This is a genomic window from Pirellulales bacterium (assembly GCA_033762255.1).
Taxonomy (GTDB): Bacteria; Planctomycetota; Planctomycetia; order Pirellulales; family JALHPA01; genus JANRLT01.
Map to the genome: position 1 here is coordinate 1 of JANRLT010000029.1, position 20580 is coordinate 20580.

Consider the following 20580-nt stretch of genomic DNA (forward strand, 5'->3'; position numbering starts at 1 on the left):
GACATTACGTTATACTTTGCCGATCCGGGTTGTCCGCACCAGCGTGGTACGAACGAAAACACCAACGGATTACTACGTCAATATTTTCCCAAAGGAATGGATTTTAGAAACGTCACTCCGCAAGAGGTCCGCCGGGTCCAAGATCTTATCAACCACAGACCCCGCGAATGCCTGGGCTTCCAAACCGCCCACGAAGTTTTTTACGCTAGCTCCTAAACCCGCGTTGCGTTTGAGTTTGATGTCCGCCATGATTTAGCAAATCCAACACGTATTAGTGTTCTTGGTGGTAACATGTTATTTGAGTCAATTATTTTTTCACGCATGCAGATTATGGACCATATTTTAAAACAACATCCTTCTCAGTTTGCGTTTCTTGATTCATTTTTATGCATTAACCGTGACGATTACCTCTATTCCATGATTAAGGACTCGCGTAACGTGGATATGCTATGGCATTTTATTAGATGCAAGTACATAAACGGTCTCTAGTAAGGCAATCGCATGAAATACATGTAATTTTATAGTGATTATGCGCTTTTCATTTAATCGGTGTGCTAGCTGAAAATGGTAACAATATAACAACTTTTTTACTTTAGCGGCAGTTTGCGAAACGGGACGACCTTTGTTAAAATTATATCGCTTAGTAGTAAAAACACATGATAGTTGTCAAATAGCCCGTATTTTACAGGAAATTATATTCGATTGCACCCCTATTCCCCATCGCCGCGCACCAATGCACAAAGTGCCATTCCCGTGGAATGGGCTTTGTTCCCGTGAGCAACTCCCGCAGTTCCGCCGGTGAGTCGCTATTACAAATGTCCGCTCTGATGTACCGTTCTAGGCCCAGGCGCGACACTTGCTCGTTGAGGATCCGAATCGGCAGATTCCACTCCCGATTCTGGGGCGTTACCGCTTCTATGGCAACCTCATAGCACCGCCACATCAGTTCCGACCCCCGTGAGCAGCGCATGCGCGTAAATTCAGAAGTATGAATGCAGAATGCGCGCCTCGCAGTGATCGGGGGCGGGAATCGTTGGCGCGGGTGGGCCGGTGACTTGCAGGGGTTCGCCGCCCAGGCTTCACGTCCCCCTTGGGGGCGCAAACTTTATGGCTCCAGCGGCCCTCACCCCGTCCCTCTCCCGATAAGACGTAGTCGCAAATGGAAAACCACTGTCGGGAGAGGGAGGTAATACAGAATGAATAAGTAAGAGTTCACGGCGTTGCGGTGATAGGTATTTTACCATAAACCAGCAAATAAAAGCTTAATCGGCGACGGGACGTCGCCGCTACGGGCAGTTCGGCGTGTGGAACTCGCCGCTACGACCGGAAGGGCGAGTGGAACTCGCCGGTACGGCCGGAAGGGCGAGTGGAACTCGCCGGTACGGGCAGTTCGGCGAGTAAAACTCGCCGCTACGGGTCGCGTACACAGGGTGCGCTGCGCGAGCCTGGGCTAAGGTACGTAACCGCTTCGCGGTAGAAAGGGAATTGCAGAAAAGCCAGCAAGTAAAAGCTTAATCGGCGACGGGACGTCGCCGCTACGACCGGAACGGCGAGTGGAACTTGCCGGTACGGCCAGTTCGGCGAGTAAAACTCGCCGCTACGGAGAGAACGGCGAGTGGAACTCGCCGCTACGGGAAGATCGGTGTCCGCGTGCATCGCCAAATGCCCTTGTACCGCCCATGACTCTCGACCTCTGGGGCATTTCTAATACAAAAATCCCGCATTCCCGGCCAAAAATTCTCCTGCCATATTGCTTCCAGCGGGCATAAATTGGTGTAAGACTGTGGTTTTAAGCCCTTTTTAACCCCAATCAGGTTCCGCATGTTCAACCGCTTAACCTTGCTTGCCATCTGTGCTTTTTTGTTATTTGTCGCATTTTTCGGTCCTATCGCTTCCGCTCAGGCTGTCGATCCGACTGCCCAATTTTCATTTCCACGGGATGCCAGCGTGTTGGACGCGCGGCGCGACTTTGGCGCGGTGGGAGATGGCAAAGCCGACGACACCGCCGCACTGCAGGCGGCCATCGACGCCAGTTGCGGCACTGACCCCAAATTTCGCGGGAAAAGCAACTTGCTCTTTGTGCCTAAGGGCACCTACCGCGTGACCAACACGCTGGTCGTCAAAAGCGCCCTAGGCCCCTGGGTGTGGGGGGAATCGCGCGACGGAGTCATTATCAAGCTGGATGATGGCGTAAAAAATGTGAATTCCGTCCTCCGCACCCATCCGAATGAAAAAGGCCCGACCTCCGCGGACTGGTTCATGCGAAATTTGCGAAACTTTACGATTGATGCCGGTAACAATCCGCAAACAGATGGCATCCGTTACTATGCGACCAACAGCGGCTGTTTGCAAAATGTGCGGGTCATTGGCCAGGGAAAAGTAGGGGTCAACGGCGGCTTTTTGGACCAAAGCGGGCCAAATCTAATTCAAGATGTCGAAATCGACGGGTTCGAAACGGGCATCCTCAGCCAATGGATCTGGAGCCAAACGCTCTCGCGCATAAAAATTTCAAATTGCCGCAAAGTCGGGGTGGAGGTTACGGCCAATGTCGTGGCGATCGAGGATTTGACCGTGGAAAATACCCCCTTGGCGATTGATAACAAGGTGCCCAATGATTGGGGGCATTGGGGGGGGATGATCGCGCTGGTGAATGGGAAATTTAGCGGCGGCGACCCCCACGGGCCAGCCATTCGGAACGAATCGGGCCTGTATGCCCGCAATGTCACGGCGACGGGCTTTGGCAAAATGGTGGCCAGCAAAACCGAACGGGGGGATGTCGCGGGGGATCGGATCGACCAGTACATCTCTTATGGAGGAAAGCGGCTGTTTGACGGCACGCCGGAACGCTCGGTCCAGTTGCCCATCCAACCCGAACCGGCCGTCCCGTGGGAGCATGACCACGCCAAATGGCTGTGCGCGGACGAGTATGGCATCAACGCGAACGATCACGAAGATGACACGGCGGCGATTCAGCGGGCGTTTGACGCGGCGGGCAAGGAAGGGAAAACTGTTGTCTATTTTCGCGGATGCGGGGGATCAGAGCCAAACTGGATTAAGCTGTCAAAGCCAATCCGTGTTCCCGCGCCGGTCCGGCTGGTGTTGGGCCTAGGTTGGGGGCGACTCTTGCGGGAGGGAGAAAATGGCGGATTTGTTGTGGATGACGCTTCCGCCCCGCAGGTAAAGTTTCAGAACTTGGACTCATTTGGCGGACCGCCGATTCAGATCACGAATGCTTCGGCCAAAAACACAATGGTTGTCGAGGGATGCGGCGTCACCGTGATTGGACAAGGGAGTGGAGACATCTTTGTGACGGACTGTCCCTCGCATATTCATTTGCGCAAAGCGGGTCAAAACTGCTGGGCGCGCCAGCTCAATCCCGAAGGGAACAGCGACACCGGCGTGGTCCAGAACGATGGCGGCAACCTGTGGTGCCTGGGGGTCAAGCATGAGGGGCGGGGGGTGCGGTTTGCCACGCGCAACGGGGGAAAGACCGAGATTCTGGGCTTGTTTTATTATGGTGGCTTTCCCGACGAAGATGACCAGCGGCCGGTGTTTGACATCGTGGATAGCTCGTTTAGCGTGGCGGGATTGCGCGAGATCGCGTTTGATTCGCACACGGCTACTGTGAAGGTGCGCGAACGCCGCGGCGCCGTAGAGAAAATCCTCGATAAGCAAACCGAAGGTGGCTGGATCGGCTGGACGCTGTTTAGCGGTATGGTGGAGTAGTGGGGGAGTGGGAAGTGGATAGTGGGAGGTGAAAAGAACGTAGGTTGGGACCAGCCGCGTGCGTGCATGGCTATATGAAAAATCGTAATGGGCGCAGTCCCAACAGGGGTAATTTCGATTATAGTGGTGGGACTGCGCAGGCAATGATTAAACAAAAGAGTTAAGCATCTTGGCTGCTGGTCGCTTTCCTACGGCTTCTCTTCCTCTGGCTGACGCAGCTTTTCCGTCGCCGCTTTTAATTCCGCCTGGGCGGCTTGGATTTTCGCCAGGGTCTCTTTCAACGCGTCCTTGTGCTGTGCATCGTTGGCTGTTTGTTGAACAACGGTTTCGGCATGTTTGAGCATCTGCTCCGCCATCCGCAGGCGGATTTCCAGCGCATTTGCGGCAGGAGCCGGAAAACCAGGGGGCACATTCCCCGGCGGGACATTCCCAAAAGGAACATTGCCAAACGGGGCATTCCCCGCCGCAATCGCCCCCCCCACGGCTCCCTGGCCATATTTTTCATACAGCTTGAAACCTTCGGGGTGATTCTTTTTTAATTCATCGAGATTCTTCGCTTTGTACTCGCTCGTTTTGCCATCCTCGATCAAGGCCACGCGGATTTCCTGGGGGTCCTGGTCGATCTCTACCTGGCGGCCGTTTTCGTTCACACGCACTTTGTGCTGGCCATTATTGGCGATCGCTTGGGCTTGAATGGCAATCCGCGCCCCGTTCAGGTTGGGCCGGAAACGGGGTTGCGGGATCAAGTTGCCATTCCGCAGGATTATTCCCCCGCCCGGAGCGATTTGATTTGGATTGGGTGTGCCAAAGGGATCATCGGCGGCGCTTGTGGTGTTCAAGGCCACCGGCGGCGCGGGATTAATAATATCTTTTGCCCGTTGGGCGGCGGTGGCGTCGGTCCCTTTGGCAATCTCGCCCAGGGCCGTGGTCGCCGCTGTTTTTAGTTCGGCATCGTTCCCTTCAAAGAATTTGCGGAGAATGCCTAACCCCTGGGCCATCACTTCGAGTTTTCCGGCTTGAACGGCGGGGACAAGCGCCGGGATGGCGGTCTTACCCGCCGCGGTCAGCCGTGTGGCGGCCAATTGCCGTACCTTAAAGTCATCGTGGTCGAGTTCAGCCACCCATTGGGCCACTTGTTCGGGAGTGGCAGCGATGGCAGGAGTGGGCGAATTTACGTCCGCACTTTTATCATCCACAGCGTTGGATTCCGCCCCCTGGGCAGCGGCACTGTCCGAGTTAGCCGCTGGAGGAGCAAAGCCCTGGGGAAATTCCTCGGCTGGGGTATGGTTTGGCAGTGTGCCCAGTGCCAGTGTAATTCCTACAAAACTGGTTAAGCAGATCGCCCGTCGCGTGTGCGCAATGGTGCTACTGATTGGCAAGCGAGTTTGCATTATTTTTATCCCCCGATTGTGAAAATCGACTTTACGGACGGGAAGTTGAGGCTCCGGCGCTGCTCCAGGCCTTTATGTTACCGCAGCGCGGACGATCTTGCCCGTCAGGTCGTAGGGAATTTCCGACATTTTTTGCAGGAAAAGGGGGGCACCTATCGACCCGGCAGATTTCCTAACCCGCCTAAATTCACCCCATAGGCAGCTAGGGATGATACCGGTAAAATGCAGTGTTCCGCGTGGGGCGACAATTGCCTAGCTTCTGGCTGGCCGTTGCTTGATCAAGTCCGCCAGTACATTCGGTACCTGATTAGGTCTGGCAAATCCCGGGCGGCACAGACGGATTTAATCGCGGGATTTGGTCGCGGGTCGATTCTCTTAAGCCTTTGCCTTTTATGGATTTACGGCATGCCTGCAGCAGAGATTATCATCAAAGGGGCACGCGAGCACAATTTGCGGGGGGTCGATTTGCGGTTGCCCCGCAATCAATTGATCTGCCTCACCGGCGTCAGCGGTTCCGGCAAAAGCTCGCTTGCCTTTGATACGGTCTATGCCGAGGGGCAACGCCGCTATGTGGAAAGCCTGAGCAGCTTTGCCAGACAATTTCTGGGACAAATGCCCAAGCCCGAGGTCGAGGCGATCAGCGGACTTAGCCCCACGATCTCGATTTCGCAAAAATCCAGCGGTCAAAACCCCCGCTCGACCGTCGGCACCATTACCGAGATTTACGATTATCTGCGCGTGTTATTTGCGCGTGTGGGCCAGGGGCATTGCCCGCAGTGCAGCCGACCGATTACCGCGCAAAGCCGCGAGCAAATTATTGAGCGGATTTTGCAGTTTCCCGCGGAGAGCCGGTTGCTTATCTTGGCCCCGGTCGTGCGACGACAAAAAGGGGAGCACCGCGATTTATTTATCGATTTACAAAAGCAGGGGTTTAATCGCGCGCGGGTGGATGGCAAACTGGTCCCCCTCAACGATGCGATCAGCCTGGATCGGCAGATGCGGCACGATATTGAGGTTGTCATCGACCGGATCACCATCGGACCCCAGGTTCGTGGTCGATTGGCGGAGGATGTGGAGCTAGCGCTTAAACTAGGAAGCGGGTCGCTAATCTTGGCCCCGGATGAGGCGACGGCGGGCGGGGGACAGATCACTCGTCCCGAGTATACAGATGAAGAGGAAGAATTTTCCGCCGAACGAGAAGCGGAAACGGGACTCGGGGAAAAGGACTCCCCCCGCAAGGCTAAAAAGAAATCCAAAAGCGTGGTCAAGGGGGGCCAGCCGGGGGATGTGGTCCTGTCCTGTGATTATGCCTGCACGCACTGCGGCATTTCGTTTGATCCTCCCACGCCGCAACTCTTTAGCTTTAATAGCCCGCAAGGGATGTGCCCTCAGTGCGATGGATTGGGAGAGGTCTTTACCTTTGATCCGCGATTGCTGGTGCCGGATGACAGTTTGTCGTTAAAGGATGGGGCGATCGAGCTAGTCGGCAAGTGGAAAGAAATGGGGCGCTGGCGGCGGCATATTTATCAGGGAGTGGCCGACACCCTGGAACGAATCCATAACTGGGACGAAGGAACGCTGCTGGAAAGCCCCTGGCGCGATTTAGATAAGGTCATGCGGGGAATTTGGCTCGCGGGGACCGGCGACACGCATATCACGTTTACCTGGCGGGGAGGGAACGCCCCCCAAAAGTACGGAGGCCACTGGGAAGGCTTTGTCGCGCAGTTCCTCGAACGTTACCGCGGCACCGAAAGCAAGCCCCACCGCGCCGCGCTCGAGAAATACATGACGGTCACGCCTTGCCTAGCCTGCGGCGGCACCCGCCTCAAACCACAGTCCCGTGCTGTCCGGCTGACCACCACCAATCCGCGGTTTCCCGGTTCGCCATCGCTTTCCCTCCCTGAGGTTTGCTCCCTGCCGGTCCAGGACGCCGCGGAATTTTTTCAAGAGTTGGAGCTTGACGCCACCGGACAACTTATTGCCACGGAACTGCAAAAGGAAATCCTTGGCCGGCTTGGCTTTTTGGTCAATGTCGGCCTGGAATATCTGACCCTCGACCGCACGGCCCCCACGCTGTCCGGGGGGGAATCACAGCGAATCCGCCTGGCGGGGCAGATTGGCTGCGGATTGGTCGGCGTGTTATACATCCTGGATGAGCCGTCAATCGGCCTGCATCCTCGCGATAATGACAAACTTATTAACACGCTCAAATCCTTGCGCGACAAGGGAAACACCGTGCTGGTCGTGGAACACGACGAAGACACCATGCGCGCGGCGGATCAGATCGTGGACTTTGGCCCCGGTCCCGGCGTCCGCGGGGGAGAGGTTGTCGCCCAAGGAAACCTGGAAAAGCTGGCCAAATCCAGCAAAAGCCTGACCGGCAAATTCTTGAGCGGACAGGACGGGATTGCCATTCCCGACGCGCGGCGCACGCCCACGGGGAACGTGCTGCGGATCGAAGGAGCGCGGCATAACAATCTGCGGGGTGTCGATGTGGAGATCCCCCTGGGGTGCTTTGTCTGTGTGACGGGGGTCAGCGGTTCGGGTAAAAGTTCGCTCGTGAATGACATTCTGGTGGAGGCCCTCCGTCGCGACTTGAACGGCGGCGAGGGGACCCCCGGCGGGTTCGACCGGATCACGGGCTTGCAGCATTTGGACAAGCTCATCGCCATCGACCAATCGCCGATTGGCCGGACGCCGCGGTCCAATCCCGCGACGTATATTAAGGTCTTTGACGATATTCGGGATCTGTATGTCAAACTGCCCGAGGCGAAGGCCCGCGGCTACAAGGCGGGCCGCTTTAGCTTTAATGTAAGTGGCGGACGGTGCGAGGCTTGCGAGGGGAACGGCAGCCAGCGGCAGGATATGGACTTTTTGGCTGATATTTGGGTCACTTGCACTGTCTGCGAAGGACGCCGTTTTAACCGCGAAACCCTACAGATCAAATTTAAGGGAAAATCCATCTCCGAAGTGCTGGAAATGGATGTCCAAGAAGCCCTCCGCCACTTTGAAAATGTTCCCGATGTCCGGCACAAACTGCAAACCTTGCACGATGTCGGCCTGGATTATCTGAAGCTAGGGCAACCCTCGCCCACACTCAGCGGGGGCGAGGCGCAGCGGATCAAGCTGGCCCGTGAACTGGTAAAGAAAAGCACGGGCCGGACGCTATATCTGCTGGACGAGCCGACCACGGGGCTGCATTTTGCCGATATTAAACTGCTGTTAAAAGTTTTGCACAACTTTGCCGCCGTGGGCAACACCGTGCTGGTCGTGGAGCATAACCTGGATGTTATCAAAACAGCGGATTGGCTGATTGATATGGGGCCGGAAGGAGGCCGCGGGGGGGGGCGGGTCATCGCCGCTGGCACGCCCGAGGCTATAGCCGCCGGGACCGCGTATCTGCCGCAAACCCAGGACGAAAAAGTGGCGGTGGACACTCCCAACGGCGAAGTTGGCGAAAGCCTGTTTTCCTACACCGGCGTGGCCCTGGCCAAGGTTCTAGGCGTGCGGCACCTTCGGGCGGATGGTTCTTATTACAAGGCCCCTCCCGCCACCACACTGGCGGGGGCGGCTCCGGTCAAAGTGGCCGAGTCGAAGGCGATCATTGTCCGCGGGGCACGGCAGCACAACCTGAAAGGGGTCGATGTTACGATCCCCCGCGATCAAATGACCGTCTGCTGCGGGCTGAGCGGATCGGGCAAAAGCTCCCTCGCCATGGATACCATCTATGCCGAGGGACAACGCCGCTATGTCGAAAGCCTCAGCTCCTACGCCCGACAGTTTGTCGGCCAAATGCAAAAACCCCGGCTGGAACATATCGAGGGACTCTCCCCCGCGATTGCCATCGAGCAAAAACACCTGGGCCACACACCCCGCAGTACCGTCGGGACCGTGACCGAAATTTACGATTACCTGCGGATCCTATTTGCCCGACTGGGGCAGCCGTATTGCCCCGGATGCAATCTGCCTATCGGCACGCAAACGTCCGACCAGATCATCGACCAAATCCTGCGCGACCTGCCGGGAGAACGGATCTTGATCTTGGCTCCGCAACTAATCGACGTGGGCGAGAATTACGGCGCATTGTGGGAGGAACTGCGCGGGTTTGGCTATCAACGAGTCCGCGTGGACGGAAAGACGCACCCCCTGGATGATCCGCCGGCCATCGACCGCCGCCGCAAACATAGCGTGCAGGTGGTGATCGACCGGGCCAATGTGCGCGCCGACGCCCGAAGTCGACTGGCCGACAGCGTGGAAAAAGGGCTGGACCTGGGCATGGGTGAAATCCACATCGCCGTGGTCAACGAGGATCAGCCGGAGCCAAAATGGCGGGTCGAAACCTTTAGCCAGCATCTAGCCTGCCACGCCTGCGGTCGCAGCTTTGAACGGCTGGGGCCACACCATTTTTCGTTTAATAGCGCGCTGGGCTGGTGTGGCACCTGCGAAGGGTTGGGGGTGCAGATAGGGGCCAATCCCGCAGCGCTGTTGCGCGATTCTAAATTGACCCTGCGGCAGGGGGCCGTGCTGGTTTGGCCGGATGTGGCACGCCCCTACTTTGGCGGCATGCTGGCGGCACTAGCTCGGCAAACCGGATTGCCGCTGGATACCCCGTTTGACAGCTTTAATAGCCGTCAACGACGACAGGTGATGTACGGCACGGGGGATGAGTGGCTGGCGGTTACCGCGGCCGATGTGGCGCAATATGGACCTAGCCCCGAGACCGCCGCGGCACCAACCAAAAAGCGTGGGAAAGCGACGAAGGAGCTAGCCGCGCGCGCGTTAACAGCGGAAACCACCAGTAAAACAAAAACAACGGACAGCGCCGCTGGCAATCATGTGCTCTTTCGCTTTCAGTATAAAGGGTTGTATCCCGCGCTCGAGGAATCGGCCCGCTTGTCCGTCACGCTGCGCACGCGACTGGATCACTTGGTAACCGAGGTCGAATGCGGTAGTTGCGGCGGCAGCCGTCTGCGCGAGGATGCCGCCGCGATGCAGTTTCAAGGGCGAACAATCCACGACCTGTGTGCGCTCCCCCTGGGACAACTCACCCAGGTGCTGCAGAGTTGGAATCTGACCGGCGAAGAGAAAAAAATCGCCGGCGAACTCCTGCGCGAAATTCGCAACCGCACGCAGTTCCTCGTCGATGTGGGCCTGGAATATTTGTCGCTGGCGCGCCCCGCCCCCACGCTTTCCGGCGGCGAGGCCCAGCGCATTCGCCTGGCGTCGCAGGTGGGCAGCGGCCTATGCGGCGTGCTGTATGTGTTGGACGAGCCGACGATCGGCCTGCATCCCCGCGATAACACGCGGCTGATCAAAGCCCTGCAAAAACTGCGCGACCTGGGGAATACGCTCTTGGTGGTGGAACACGATAAAGAAGTCGTGAGCGCGGCGGATCAGTTGCTGGATTTTGGCCCGGGCGCGGGGGAATTTGGCGGAAATATTGTCGCCCGGGGCACGCCCACGCAGGTGGCAAAAACCGCCGACAGCGTCACCGGGCCGTTTTTGTCTGGAAAAAAGAATATTCCCATTCCGGCCAATCGCCGTTCCGCCGATCCCGCTCAACTCAGTTTATCGACGGAAATCACGGTCTCGCGCAAATTGTCCAAAGCGGGGGGGAATCCGCGGAATGAGGTGGATGACGCCAAGCAAGCGGTAAAGAAAAATTCCCGTTTGGTGAATCCGTTTTCCCGGACGCCACCAACCCAGTTTGGTTATCTGGAGATCGTCGGCGCCCGACATAACAACCTGCGCAATGTCACAGTGCGAATTCCCCTGGGAACATTGACCGCGGTAACCGGTGTCAGCGGATCGGGCAAAAGCTCTTTGCTAGAGGACGTCCTGTATAACGCCCTGGCCAAGACCCTGCATCGGGCGGCGACCATCCCCGGCGCGTATGACGCCATTCGCGGCATCGACCATATCAATAAAGTCATCCGCGTCGATCAGCAGGCGCTGGGAAACACGCCCACGTCCAATCCGGCAACGTACACGGGCGTGTTTGAACTGATCCGGCAGCTCTTTTCGCAATTACCCGATGCCAAGGTTCGCGGCTATACCGCCCGGCGGTTTAGCTTTAACGCCCCCGGTGGACGCTGCGAGGCCTGCGAGGGGAACGGCCAAAAGAAAATCGAAATGCACTTTCTGCCCGATGTCTGGGTCACCTGCGAAACCTGCCAGGGCAAACGCTATAATCCCGAAACCTTGGGCGTCAAATTTCACGGCCACTCCATCGCCGATGTGCTGGAACTCTCGTGCGGGCGGGCACTGGCCTTGTTTAGCAATATCCCCAAAATCCGCCGCATTTTGCAAACCTTGTGCGATGTGGGGCTGGATTATTTGCGCCTGGGGCAGGCGGCCCCCACGCTTTCCGGCGGCGAGGCGCAGCGGGTGAAGCTGGCCGCGGAGCTAGCCCGCCCCGACACCGGACGCACGCTGTACCTACTGGATGAACCGACGACGGGGCTGCACTTTGAGGATATCCATAAACTACTCGAGGTGTTGCAACGATTGGTCGATCTGGGAAATTCCGTTGTGGTGATTGAGCATAATCTGGATGTGATTAAATGCGCGGACTGGTTGATCGAAATGGGGCCGGAGGCGGGGGATGGCGGGGGCCAGGTGATCTATGCCGGGACGCCAGAGGGGCTGGTCGCGGCGGCGGGGGGGACGCCCGGCGGGAAACCGACGAAGGCTAAAAAATCAAAATCCGTGGAAACAAAACCAGTGATCAGCAAGGGTCCCGGCGAATCCGCTAGCGCCGCGGCGGATGAGTCGCGCTACCCCCTGGCCAGCGCCTCCCACACGGCTCTCGCGCTGGCCCCGGTCCTGGCGGCGGGTCCGTATGTAACACGGGAAAAATATGACCCCGCCGCCGTCGAAAAACCACGTCAGGGAGATTTGGACATCGACGATGTCGGCCGCAACGTCCATATGCCCTGGGAGGCGGATGGCGAACGCTGGCACACGCAGGAACGCGTGGGCCGCAACGGCGAGCCCTGCCGCTGGGATGGACGCATTTTGGCCGAAGTCGTCCGCCGCATCGAGGCCGCGGGGGAATTTACCACCAATTGGAACGAACGAACCGTCGTCGAAATCACCGGCGAGAAAAAAAGCGACGGTTGGTTCTTTCACGCGCTGACCGGCGAACAATGGGTGCTCAAGCTCAAATTTCGCTGCGCGCGCTCCACCTTTCAGCGCGAGGAACTACAAGCCCGGCTCAAGCTGCGGCCGTTTAACGAGCTCCCCGAACTCCCCGTTTATGGTAATGAGCCCCGCGTCAAATGCGTCAACCTGGGAGGTCCCTGGCAAGAAGTCCAATTGCAATTGCATGCCTGGGAAGAAATCAACATTCCCGAATTTTGGCAATTTGTGGAAGAGGCGGTGGCGGGATTTGTCAAATTCACGAACAAGGCCGCAATCAATCCCGCCGATGTGATGCCCTGGAAAGTGCTGGGCCAAAAGTGGCATCTGGCCCGCAAGGGCTTTCCCCCCGGCAAAAAGATCGCCTGGGAGACCGAAACCCTGGTCGAATTGTGCGATATTTTGCAGCAAGCCGCCCCCGGCGCGCAGTTCCTGTGGAATAACCAGCAAATCGTCAATGTCATGCTCCCGGGCAAACGCGATCCCTGGGCACAAATTTATTCCAAAAAAACCTCCGCGATCGAATTGGTGCTACGCGGACCAAAAAACAAGTTTGCTTATGGTCAGGTCGTTACCCTCGGCCGCGAGCCGGAACTAGACACTCTCCGCGGCGAGTCCGATATCATCAAGCTCAAACTGATCGAAAGCGCGGATCTAAATAAGGGAGACCTGGCAAAATTCCTCAGCGACCACGCCGCTGCCACGGGGGAAAATGGCTAGCCGCGACACGGACTTTGGTTTTTGGTTGCTGGTTGCTGGTTTTTAGCTTTTGGTTGTTTCCTTCTGCCGCCACGCCGCAAAATCCACGTTCTCCCTACCTTCTGCCTTTACTAAACTTTTCCCATCGTCCCTCATCCGGCTCGCTCCTCGCCACCTTCTCCCAGGGGGAGAAGGGTTATGTTTTCCCCCCTCTCCCGATAGCGACGTTCCCTCATGTATAAGATCTCCATCCGGGAGAGAGCTGGGGTGAAGGAATCTACCGCAACGCGGTTGCGACATGCGGAAATAACCCATTAATACCAGGTGCCTTCACAAATTGTTAGCCGCGCTACGTTTAGCTAGAAAGCGTTAGATAGATTGACTAATTTTGCAATGGCTTTCTGACGCCATTCCCTCTTTAGTCCGCTTCGCGCAGCCAGCGATTGCTCAGCACTCCGGCGATAAAATGCTGCAATAGGATGTAGCAAATCAGCACCAGACTGACCAGCGGGTAGCTGGATAGCGACTGGCCCATGAGTGTCAGCGCGATGCCGTTGTTTTTCATTCCCAGGGCGTAGACCAGGGCGCTTTTTTCCGGTTGATTTAGGCGGTTAAGTCGTGCCAGGGCATAGGCCAGGCCAAAGCAGCCGCCGCACAGAGCCGCCGCCAATAGTAGCGTTGCCGCGACGACTTGCGCGTCGGCATGTCGTCCCAGCGCGGGTAGTGCATCCGACGCGTTGATATAATTAAGTAAGAGCAACAGGCAACAACTGGCCACGCTCAGCAGCGGTCGCAAACGGTCGATCCGTTCCGTCCCAGCGGCGCTGACCGTCAGCCAACCCGCCAGTGAGGGCAGGACCACCCAAATAACCAAAAATCGCGCGGAAAAGACATCATTAAGCGCCGCTTCGGCGGCCAGGGCGTCCACGCCCACGCTTCGCACCACCTGGGGCGTGAGTAGCGGGCTGATTAAGGTCGTGCATAACACGACAGTCAGGCATAACAGGACATTGCCCCGGGCGTTTTGCGTCCACGCGACCGACGACTGCGCTGACGGCACCGCCGCCACAATGACCAACCCCAACCAGACCTGGCTGAACGCCGACAAGGGCAAAAGCCAACTGGCGGGCCAGCGTAATAGCAACAACAGGGCCAAGGGGATCAGCCAGCAACCGGCAATCCCCAACCCCGCCAATAGAGGCTTGGCCGCTAGTACGCGCAAGTGCGCCCTGCGGACGCTCAGGCCCGCGATAAATAGCATCATTGCCAACAAGATCGAGGGGAAATTGATTGCCACCCCCACGGAGGGAAACTCTCCCCAACGATCGCGCAGTCCCTGGCCAGGACCTGGTAAAAAGGCGGCCAGCAAATCAACCGCCAATAATAGCCAGATAAACCAGGCGTGCATCCACCGCGAGATCCCCTGAAACAGGGGAAGAAGCCGGGGGGGAGATGCAAAGCTCATGGAGGCTGCGGAATCCAGCGAAACTCGGGAAGCGGGAGAAACTTCGATGATCGGAGATTGTACAGGCATGTCCTGGCCCTGGCGAGCGGAAAGAAACGCCAAGCGGCGTTCCTGGGCGAATTTCGCGCAAAAAACCGTTGTTTTGGCCAATATTTTGCCAAAAGCGCGCAAAACCAGCCCACGGTAGTTCCCCCTGCACAACAATAAGCGGAAATCGCCGACGGCAGCGGACAGCTTATTGTGTATATTTTAAGAAAATTAGGGAAAATGGGGGGCTTAAGAAAAGGGGCGATTGCAGTCGCAACCGCCCCGGGCCATTACCGTGGCAATCTTACCAGTTGTGAAATGACTTACTTAATAACTTCCACAGGGGGCAATTTCCAGGTACCGTCCAGAATCGAGGGGGCTTTTTCCCGGGGATAGTACAACCGCATCATCAGGCTGAATTCGTCTGCGGGAGCGGGAAGCCAATTTGCCTCTTTGTCCTTGCCCGGCGATTCATGCTGAATGTAAATGTCGAGCGATCCATCGGGATTGTATTTGAGCGCGTTGCGCGGGCTGACCGTGTATTTATTGAGCGGATTGTCCACAAAAAAGTAATTCTTGTCATACATTGTCAGTGACCAAAAGGCATTGACCGGCGGAGCTTGCCCCTTGGCAAACCGCAGCACGTATTTATTCGCTCCGCTATACTTTTTTCCATTCGCGGTTTCGACCGATGTGGGATAAACGGCGTCTTGGGGCCGGTTCGCCCCGAGGCCAATTGCCGTGATAAAAGCGCGTTGCAGATAATCCGTGCCATACAGGCCGGTTCTCGTGGTAAATGTCCAGCCATTCTCTAGGACTCCCGAGTCCTTCATGTGCCCCATGATTTTTTCCTGGGCTAGCTTGGGAACTTCCTGAAGGGCGGTTTGAGCGTCCTTGGAAAGCAGGCTGACATCAAACTTTTTACCCGGGACAATACCCAATTTGGCCAACTTGGCGATGATGGGGGCATCTTCCGCGGCGGGAGGATTGGCTGCCATCAGTTGAGCCAATCGCTGAAAATACTCGTCCGCGGAAAGCGCGTGAACTTGTTCGCGCACGGCTGTTTTTTCATCAACCTTAGGATTGACAGTTCCGTCCGGGGGGGTGTATTTCTTGCCATACGCGCTTAGCGGACGCAGGTCATACTTGTCCATGATCGTGTGGCACTCCTGGTAATCCTCGGGTGTGCCAGTGCAATAGGTCCGGCCCAGGATCCAGACCGAGTCGGTCGGGGATTTGAGCTCTTTGACGCCTGGCGGCAATGTCCCCTTCCAGGAGGGACCGGTGATGGCATACACCTGGGCTTTGTTACCCGTCGTGCGGGTCCCCGGAACGGCGAAGACATCCGTCCAGCCGCTTAGCATCGGCATGAGAAAGTATCGGTCGCCCATGTCCGGCAAACTCAGAATGTAAGGCTCTTGTGATAGATCAATCCATGCCGTGGAGTAAAGCGTGTCCGCGTTGGGAGCGGTAATATCGCGGAATTTGGCCGTGGGGTACTCTCTCATCCGCATGAATTGACCCATGGGAGCGTGGGATCCCTGGGGCTTGACCGTGTTGGTCATCACTTGGCGGGTCAAATCGGTGGTAATTAACGGATAGCCATAGATGTACGCTTCGATGCCTATTTGCCGCGCCTCGTCCGCGGCCAGATCGGCCCCCTTCGCGCTCATAGATTCCGCCATAAACATCGACGCCAGGGCTGCCAAAAATGTTAGTGTCCCCACTACTACCTTGCTCATAGGTTCCCTTTTTTAAAACACCTATAGGACAGAGTCTTACAACACTGGATATTTTTATACAATTTTTTAGCGAGTGTTGCTAGCAATCTCACGGTAATTTAACACGTGTCAGATAGTGTGAATATATGTTCACACTCACGGGGGGCAACTCGTTTTTAGATTCGATTCATCGCAATAACGAGGATTCCTCAAAATGCTCGATCCCCTCGGACTTGGCGATGACGGTAATCCCCCCTTCGCTAATGGTAAAGCCACGCAGCCGGTCCTCCTCCGCGTCATAGCCGATGGACGTTCCCGGCGGGATCTTTACCCCTTTGTCTATGATTGCGCGGCGGATTTGGCAATGCCGGCCAATTTCCACCCCTTCGAATAATATTGAATCCTCCACCAATGAATAGCTATTCACACGGGTGTTGGGGCCTAAAATCGAACGCTCGACCTGGCCGCCGCTGAGGATGCTTCCCTGGCAAACCGTGCTATCGAGCGCGGTGCCGCGACGGGCATTGTCCCCTTCCTCGGCGAACACAAATTTGGGCGGTGGCATATTGGGCTGCAACGTCCGGATCGGCCAGTGATTGTCGTACATATTGAGCAACGGATCCACCGAAATCAGATCCATGTTGGCCTCGTAATAGGCATCCAGCGTCCCCACGTCCCGCCAATACGCGTCCCGCTTGCGATTTTCATCCCGAAAGGGAAACGCAAACACGCGGTTGGTATTGATGATCGACGGGATGATATTATGCCCAAAGTCATGCGCGCTGCCGGGACGGGTGGCATCCAAGCATAATTGTTCAAACAGGAATCGAGCGGAAAAGACATAGATGCCCATGGACGCAAGGCAGTGGTCGGGATCGCCGGGAATGGTGCGGGCTTGCAGCGGTTTTTCATGAAAGCCGATCACCCGCTGGTCGGTGTCAACCTGCATCACGCCAAAATGCCGGCTCTGGCTGGCGGGGACGCGTAACGCGCCAATGGTCAAGTCCGCGTCGCACTGCTCGTGGTATTCGACCATCTTGCGGTAGTTCATCTTATAAATATGATCCCCAGCCAAAATCAGCACAAACTTGGGCCGAAATTTTTCTATCGCATAAATGTTTTGATAAACGGCGTCGGCGGTCCCCTGGTACCAATGCTCGTCAATTCGCTGCTGGGGGGGGAGCACGTCGATAAATTCCCCCAAATCATGAATAAACAGCCGCCGCCAACCCAGATTGATATGCCGGTCCAGGCTCATCGCCTTGTACTGGGTGAGGACCAGGATTTTTTTTAGGCCGCTATTGAGACAATTTGACAAGGCAAAGTCGATAATGCGATACGAACCGCCAAAGGGAACGGCGGGCTTGGCCCGGTCCCGGGTCAATGGCTCCAAACGCGAGCCTTTTCCGCCCGCCAAGACAACAGCCAAGACATTATTTAACAACGGTTCGCTGGCATCCCAGAAAAGCATAGGAGTGGATGGTGGAGAGTGGGTAGTGGATGGTAGTTAGTGATGGATGGGTAGTGATGGATGGTGCGCAATAACCCCCTAAGTTTACCCGCACTCGCAATTCCCCGCCTACATCGATCTGGTCGGCATTTTCGGCACTCTAGCCTAAGATGGGCAATAACTCATTCTGGCTGCCGCTACGAAATCCCGCCGCATCCACGGTCACGTATTTCCAGCCAAAAGCTCGCAGGGCGGCCTCTAGTTCGCCGCGCAGCGGATCAGCGCAAAGCCGCGCGATCTGGGGTGATTCCACCTCGATCCGGGCCAGGTCCCCCGCATGGTACCGAACCCGGGCCACCCGAAATCCCCGCTCCCGCAGCCACGCCTCTCCCTTGTCGATCATTTGCAACCGCTCCGGAGTCACCGCCTGGCCATACGCCACCCGACTAGACAGGCAGGGAGCCGCGGGTTTGTCCCAAATGGGGAGTTGCCAATACTCCGCTATCGCCCGCACACCGGATTTATCGATTTGACATTCGACCAGCGGGCTGCGCACGTGGTAATTTGCCGCGGCTTGCATTCCTGGCCGGTAATCGCCCAAATCATCCACGTTCGCCCCGTTGACGATCACGGCCAAACCCTGGGCCAGGCGAATATGTTCCAACCGCTGATAAAGTTCGGTTTTGCAGTGAAAGCAGCGGTCCGGGGCGTTTTGCACATACGCCGCCTCGTTAAATTCATCCGTGGCTATGATTTGGTGCCTTATGCCAATCCGCGCTGCCAATTCCCGGGCTTGGTCCAATTCGCCCGCGGGAAGGCTGGCACTGGTACCGGTCACGGCCAAAGCCCGTGAACCTAGCGCCCGCTGCGCGGCTGCGGCGACAACCGTGCTATCAACCCCGGCCGAAAACGCCACGACGCAAGATTGATAGCTAGCAAGTGTGGCCAGCAGGCGATTGGCCAGGTCGCTGGTCTTTTTGTAAGGGAGCGTTTCCGCTGGCACAGCGGGGGACGGCGATAAGCAGGGCTGTTGGGACATATCTATATTTTAAGGCACCGCCACAAGACAAGTCCAGAACCAGGGGGGAAGTGCTTTTCTCGCTCCCGCGAGAGGGGAACAAACGCGGGCGGACCGCAATACTCCCGCCTTTCCACGCTGGCTGGATGACAGGCCCGACCTGGCGCGCCTCACGCCGCGGTGGCCGACCAAGGCAGGGCGACATTTAACAAGACATAGCCGCTTCCTAATAGTGCAAACGAAATCCGGTCAAACCACCGCTGAAATGTTTCCGCTTCCAGCTTTTCCAAAATGTATAGGGAGATTGCCGATTGGATCAACGTCAACAGAATCATGAAGATCCCCAGCTCATTAATGAGATCCGCCAGGACCAAAATGCCGCTGTCGGGCAAAAGGGCCGAGGTGATGTAAGAATTTGCCACCGCCGCAAACAGCCCCCCCACGCCTAGGCCAAAGCGGGGATCGACATTGGTGGGTCGGATAAAGAACGCCAGCATGGCAATCGAAACCGAGATATACAGCGGCAAAAACATCTTCAAATAAAAACCCCAGCCGCTGCGGACAATCTCAAAGCCCAGGCGAAATTGCGAAAAGGTCACGTATTTTTGCCCGGCGAGGCGCGGATCGCCAAAGTTTGTTTTATACGTGTGCGCTTTTTCGATGGCCTGGTGGGGCCGCATGGCAAATCCGGTGACTTTGACACGGCTGCTAATATGGGTGTTGTCCTGATCCACCGCAAAAAGCAGTTCCGCGCGGGGACGGATGGGGCTTTCGATATTGATCGTGATCAGGTGCTCATCGCAGGGAAAACGGGCCACGTCAAAAAATTTGGTGATTTTGGCCAGTACTCGGTATTGCACATAATGCTCGTCGCCATTGTCAAATTTGTCGATCACTTCGCGGGAATCGATCGTCCCATTCACCACCTGAAAACTCTCCGCTGGGTCAAAGTCACCCCCCCGCCACCGAAACCAAATGTAAAAATCAACCACCAGCGTGACATCCCTTATCGAAATCTCGGAAATCCGGTCCAGGTAAATTCCCGTGGTGACGACCAGAGGCCGGGCGTTGGCGGGCAGTTCCCACTGAATGGGCGTCAGGCCCTCTTCGTTTTGGCGGGGATCCATGCGCATGCGATGATTTATCGCCGTTTGCTGCCGATTACGCCCTTGCACCCCCATGGCCAACCACCCGGTGAGAGCAAACAACAGGGCAATCCCCGCTCCCCAGAGCCATAAATAACGCCGTTGGGACGGGGTAAGAGGAACCGTGTTGGACAAAACGTCGGTCCCCGCTGCGGGGGCTGCTTTCACGGGGACGGTTGGCGGTGAAATGATCGCCGGTGGTGGGGCTGGATCGGGGCTAGGCGGCGGCTGCGAACCAGAATTGGGAGTTTCCATAGATCATAATTCGTTTGTGGGGCGTCAGTCTTTGGCGGAAGGGCGGGAATTCCCAGTCAGTCAGTGGCAAGATAACAGGAATATGCATATTTGCCCACAAATACCTGTAACTTGTGAGTTGGGAGTCAGCATTTTCTGCAATTTTCCAGGTAAATTGCTCTGGCCCACTCATTGACGCCAGCCACGGTATCCTTTACAAAGGAGGTTTCCCAAATTTTGGGACAGGCCTCCCGCCGGGAGGCGATATTTTTTGCTATATCAGCCCTTGTGTGCGACCATGGCCGTACCGAAACGACGTCAATCCAACTCCCGCACCGGCAACCGTCGGTCACATCATCACAAAAAGCCGCGCCAGTTGACTTTTTGCCCTCAGTGCAGCAAGTCCGTCCCGACGCACGTTGTTTGCCCCAACTGTGGTTATTATATGAATCGCACGGCGGTCGAAACGACCTAGGTGGGATTTATCGGCCCTCTGCGGCTTTTATTCCCCTCCGCTGGTTTTGGTCGGCGGGTGATTATTTTGCAGTGATTGTATCTGTGGCA

11 protein-coding genes are annotated in these 20580 nt (G+C 56.6%); 4 read left to right on the forward strand and 7 right to left on the reverse strand.

Annotation, left to right across the window (positions count from 1 at the left end):
* Positions 1–216: IS30 family transposase (locus tag SFX18_08380; GenBank protein ID MDX1963156.1), on the forward strand; the 216-nt coding region annotated here is incomplete at its 5' end.
* A gap of 466 nt (positions 217–682) precedes the next feature.
* On the opposite strand, the gene SFX18_08385 is transcribed toward SFX18_08380, so the two are convergent.
* Positions 683–970, reverse strand: coding sequence for a hypothetical protein (locus SFX18_08385; GenBank protein MDX1963157.1), 288 nt, complete (start codon positions 968–970; stop codon positions 683–685).
* An 851-nt stretch (positions 971–1821) separates the two neighbouring features.
* On the opposite strand from SFX18_08385, the gene SFX18_08390 reads away from it, so the two are divergent.
* Positions 1822–3726 carry a glycoside hydrolase family 55 protein gene (locus SFX18_08390; protein MDX1963158.1) on the forward strand — a complete coding sequence of 635 codons (1905 nt, stop codon included), beginning with the start codon at positions 1822–1824 and terminating at the stop codon, positions 3724–3726.
* Positions 3727–3914: 188 nt separating this feature from the next.
* Here the strand turns inward: SFX18_08390 and SFX18_08395 are convergent, their stop codons facing one another.
* Positions 3915–5117, reverse strand: a complete 1203-nt coding sequence (locus tag SFX18_08395; protein MDX1963159.1) for a hypothetical protein — start codon at positions 5115–5117, stop codon at positions 3915–3917.
* 405 nt (positions 5118–5522) lie between these two features.
* On the opposite strand from SFX18_08395, the gene uvrA reads away from it, so the two are divergent.
* Positions 5523–12977 (forward strand): excinuclease ABC subunit UvrA, encoded by a 7455-nt coding sequence (uvrA, locus tag SFX18_08400; GenBank protein MDX1963160.1) that lies wholly within the window; start codon positions 5523–5525, stop codon positions 12975–12977.
* Positions 12978–13374: 397 nt separating this feature from the next.
* Here the strand turns inward: uvrA and SFX18_08405 are convergent, their stop codons facing one another.
* The 5 genes from SFX18_08405 to SFX18_08425 form a co-directional block, all read right to left on the reverse strand.
* Positions 13375–14490 (reverse strand): bile acid:sodium symporter, encoded by a 1116-nt coding sequence (locus tag SFX18_08405; GenBank protein MDX1963161.1) that lies wholly within the window; start codon positions 14488–14490, stop codon positions 13375–13377.
* Positions 14491–14771: 281 nt separating this feature from the next.
* Positions 14772–16190 carry a DUF1254 domain-containing protein gene (locus SFX18_08410; GenBank protein MDX1963162.1) on the reverse strand — a complete coding sequence of 473 codons (1419 nt, stop codon included), beginning with the start codon at positions 16188–16190 and terminating at the stop codon, positions 14772–14774.
* Between the two features lie 166 nt (positions 16191–16356).
* The gene (gene glgC / locus SFX18_08415) at positions 16357–17640 is read right to left on the reverse strand and encodes a glucose-1-phosphate adenylyltransferase (protein ID MDX1963163.1); all 1284 of its coding nucleotides are present in this window, start codon (positions 17638–17640) and stop codon (positions 16357–16359) included.
* Between the two features lie 139 nt (positions 17641–17779).
* Positions 17780–18658 carry an ATP-dependent sacrificial sulfur transferase LarE gene (gene larE / locus SFX18_08420; protein ID MDX1963164.1) on the reverse strand — a complete coding sequence of 293 codons (879 nt, stop codon included), beginning with the start codon at positions 18656–18658 and terminating at the stop codon, positions 17780–17782.
* A gap of 149 nt (positions 18659–18807) precedes the next feature.
* Positions 18808–20037 carry a hypothetical protein gene (locus SFX18_08425; GenBank protein MDX1963165.1) on the reverse strand — a complete coding sequence of 410 codons (1230 nt, stop codon included), beginning with the start codon at positions 20035–20037 and terminating at the stop codon, positions 18808–18810.
* Between the two features lie 277 nt (positions 20038–20314).
* Between SFX18_08425 and rpmF the strand changes: the two genes are divergently transcribed.
* Positions 20315–20491, forward strand: a complete 177-nt coding sequence (rpmF, locus tag SFX18_08430) for a 50S ribosomal protein L32 (GenBank protein ID MDX1963166.1) — start codon at positions 20315–20317, stop codon at positions 20489–20491.
* Positions 20492–20580: the final 89 nt, after the last annotated feature.